Annotated in this window: 2 protein-coding genes; one reads left to right on the forward strand and one right to left on the reverse strand. The window is 66.5% G+C overall.

Translation table 11 applies throughout. From position 1 onward, the window contains the following. Positions 1-1,718, reverse strand: a 1,718-nt coding sequence (locus tag VEA80_RS12835) for a M10 family metallopeptidase C-terminal domain-containing protein (protein ID WP_325061145.1), incomplete at its 3' end; no start/stop codon positions are given. 178 nt (positions 1,719-1,896) lie between these two features. Between VEA80_RS12835 and VEA80_RS12840 the strand changes: the two genes are divergently transcribed. Further along, the coding region (locus VEA80_RS12840) for a M10 family metallopeptidase C-terminal domain-containing protein (protein ID WP_325061146.1) at positions 1,897-4,103 on the forward strand (2,207 nt) is incomplete at its 3' end.

Genomic DNA, 4,103 nt, shown 5'->3' on the forward strand with positions numbered 1-4,103 from the left:
TCGAGCACCTCGACGCTGGTCAGCGTGTCCGTGCCCTGGCCAGTGACCGTCAGCGTCCCGTTGCTGTTGCGCGTCCAGCTCGCCCCGGTCGAGGCGATCGCATAAACCGACGTGTCGATCCCGCCCCCGCCATTCAGCGCATCCGCGCCCAATCCGCCGTTCAGGCGGTTGGCCGCGTCATTGCCGATCAGCGTGTCGTTCGCCGAGCCGCCCGTCGCGTTCTCGATCACGACCCCGTTCGCGATCGTGAAGCCGCGATGCACGCCGAAGACGTACGAAACATAGCCGCCGCCGCCGACGGCATTGAGCAGCGTCGCCGCGCGAAGGTCGATCGTCGCCGCGGTGCCGCCGGAATACGCGATCGTGTCCTCGCCGCCTGTGTCCCAGATCGCGAGATAGGCGCCGTTCGTGTTGCTCAGCGCGTAGGTGTTGTCGCCGTTATTGTACGTGGTGTTGGCGCCGTAACGCTGCTGAATGAGCGCGATATCGAGCGCCATGGGCGAGCCTTGCTGACCATGGAGGAGCGCGTTCGTTCCGGCCGGCGGCGCATAGGGCGCCGTCCGCCAGCCGTCGTTGTAGCTCATCGTCGTGAACACGCCCTGGTTCAGCTGGAACGTGCCGTAGGAATCGAACTCGTTCACCACACCTTGCATGATCTCGCTGCGGCCGTCGCCGCCGGCGCCGAGGCCGCCTTCATCGTGCGGGTGGGCGAGGCCAAGCGCGTGGCCGAACTCGTGCACGAGCGTCGCGAACGCCGAACCGCCGGGCGAGAGGCTGCCGGCCGTCGTCCAGCTTGTCGTGCTCGGCGAGAAAGCGCCAATGCCGGCGCTCGGAATGAAATAGCCGAGCACGCCAGGATCCATGTTGTGCAGCATCAGCGTGAATTCGGCGTTGGCCTGCGTGTTCGTCTGCACGAACGTCAGCGCCGAGACCGCCGAATAGGTGGCGAGCGCGGCCATCGCCGCGTCGATCTCCGCTTGCGTCCAGCTGCGGACGGCGGTTTCGCCGGCAAAGCTCTCTCCGGTGGTCGCGAAATAGACTTCGATCGTGTTGGTGGGAACGGTCCAGTTATAATCGATCGTGTCGAGCGGATCCTGCGGCGCGCCGAGCGCGGCGGTGAGCGTGTACATCCCGGTCGAGGCCGTGCCGCCCTCGCCCGGCCCCGGCTCCCAACCGCGCGCATTGACGAAATAGGTGCCGCTCTCGGTGGCGGTCCAGCGGATCGTCGACCCGTAGCCGGGACCGGAATCGTCATTGATGCCGATCCGCACGCCATCGGCGTTGCGGAGTTCGAGGTAGGGATCGTCGAGCGGCGTGCCGCCGCTGCCGACCAGCGTAAAGACGTAGGATTGCCCGGCGACGAGATTGACCGCGTACCAGTCGTCATCACCCGCCGTGTTCACACGTCCCTGCGCGGAGCCGCCGATGGCGAGCGTGAAGGACGGGTTCGCGTGCGGCACGCCCGGAACCGTATCGCTGGCGCCCTGAAACTGAGGTCCGTCTTCGCCGAAGCGGAAGGTGTCGTTCCAGGCCGTTCGGAAGCCGAGCCCCGGCCCCTCCAAGCTGGTTGCCTCCGCTACGCTGGAAAGGGCGGCGGCCTTCTCGGCGCACCCCGCGCATGGGCACGTGAAGAACTGATACGAAAAACCCGCATGCGAAGCGGGCTCAGCGCCGAGCATCGAGCCGCGGTTGATCCAATACGATTGCAGCGAAGGCATGATCACTCCCCGTTGATCGGACGCGCGTCCTGGTCCCCGTCCTGGGCGGGTAGCTAATCCATCTGCGAACTGGAACGCCAGCGCAAAAGGCTCAGCAGCAGGCCCTTGGTCAGCCCTCGCCAGCCGTGATACGCCGGATCAAAAGCGGCTTGCCGCGAGAAATGGGGAGATCAACGCCATGCCCATCGCCGAACGTGGATTGCTCGTCCTTCGCCCCACCCTCGGCGCGGCGTTCGAAGGCGCCCGCGGCGAGTTTGCCGGATCGGTAGCGCCTTACGCCTGGGCGGCGGCGCCTTTCGAATCATTCATCTCCGAGCGCCATCCGATGGCGCATGAGGTGACCGGCGACGCCGCGAACCTCGGTCGCGGTTGCGGCTGCCCGGCCTGCGGCCGCGACTTCCTGGGCGAGGGACCGCAATACTTCATGCCTCCCACCAGTGGCGTGGCCGAAAACGGCCTGCCGATCTACAACTGGGACCAGGCGGCGCTGCAGTTGACGCGTCACAATGTGAGCTGGAGTTTCGATCTCGGCTCGCCCGTCACGGTGAGCTACGGCTTTCGCTCCACCGCGCCATTTTCGATGCCGGACGATACGGCGGGCTTCTCGCGTTTCAGCGCCGCACAGATCGCGGCGGCCGAGCTGGCGCTGCAGCTCTGGTCCGACGTGGCCAACATCACTTTCGTCCGCGTAGGCTCCGGCACGACCGGCGAAGGCGCCTACACCAACAACGCCACCATCCTGTTCAGCAACTATTCCAGCGGCGCCGAAGGGGCGTCGGCGTTCGCGTATTATCCCTGGCCCACGCAGACCGGCGCCGCGCAGGTGGAAGGCGACGTTTGGGTCAACATCTCGCTCGCGTCGAACCAAGATATGACCTTCGGCGAATTCGGGCTGCACACGCTGACGCACGAGATCGGCCACGCCATCGGCCTCGCGCACCCGGGCGACTACGATTCGCTCAGCGGCGAACCCATCACGTATCCCGAAAGCGCCGATTATTGGCAGGATTCGCGCGCCTACACGGTGATGAGCTATTTCGGCTCCGCGGGCGTCGGCCACAGCCTCAACGCGTTCGCCGCCGGGCCGCAATTGCACGACATAGCCGCCGCGCAATTGCTCTACGGCGCGAACATGACGACGCGCACCGGCGACACGGTCTACGGCTTCAACTCCAACACCGGGCGCGCGCACTACACCATCACCGCCGACGGCCAGAGCCCAGTGTTCGCGATCTGGGACGCCGGCGGCAACGATACGATCGACTTTTCCGGCTACTCCACCGCGACCGAAATCGATCTGCGTGAGCAAGCGTTCTCCAGCGCCGGGCCTGGCAATGGCGGCGCGGGAGTCGCCATCGGCAATATCGCCATCGCCCGCGGCGCCGTGATCGAGAACGGGATCGGCGGCTCGGGAGCCGACGTGATCACCGGCAACAATGTCGCCAATCGGCTGAGAGGCAACGGCGGCGCCGACACGATCGATGGCATGGCCGGCATCGACACGTCGGTTTATGCGATCGCCTCGACCGGGGCGAGCTGGACGCGCAACAGCAACGGGACGCTGACGGTCACTGGCCAGGGCACGGACACGCTGACCAGCGTCGAGGTGCTCGACTTCAGCGACCGCGACGTGTTCATCCGCACGCCGAACCGCAGCTTCAGCGGCGACTGGACCTCGGACATGCTGTTCGTGCGCGACGACGGCCTCCTGGTCAGCTGGAGCCTCAACGGCACGGCGATCAGCTCGTCGGCGATCCTCGCCACCGTCGGCCCGGAATGGACCGCGCTCGGCACCGGCGATTTCGACGGCGACACGCGCGACGACATCCTGTTCCAGCGCAATGACGGGCTCGTCTTCACCTGGGAGATGGAAGGAGCGACCATCGCCTCGGCCGGCGCCGTCACCGCGCTCGGGGCCGAATGGTCCTATTTGACCACCGCCGATTTCAACGGCGACCGCCGCGACGACATCGCCTGGCAGAACAGCGACGGCCTCATCGTCGTCTGGCAGATGGACGGGCGCAGCATTTCCGGCGGCGGCGCGGTGACCGCGCTCGGGACCGAGTGGAGCCTTGCCGGCGCCGGCGACTTCAACAGCGACGGGCGCGACGATTTCCTCTGGCGGCGCGACGACGGCCTCAGCTTCATCTGGAACATGGACGGGGCGGCGATCGCCGGCGCTTCGACCACCTCCGCCTTCGCCGACAATAGCTGGAGCCTCGGCGCCGTCGCCGACATCAACGGCGACGGCTATTCCGACCTCATCTGGCAGCGCAATGACGGCCTCATCGTCAGCTGGCAGATGCAAGGTGCGACCGTGACCAGTTCGGGCGTGCTCGCCAGCATCGATCCGAGCGAATGGACGCTGCAGACTGTCGGCGATTA

Source organism: Vitreimonas sp. (genome assembly GCF_035627415.1).
Lineage (GTDB): Bacteria > Pseudomonadota > Alphaproteobacteria > Caulobacterales > Aquidulcibacteraceae > Vitreimonas.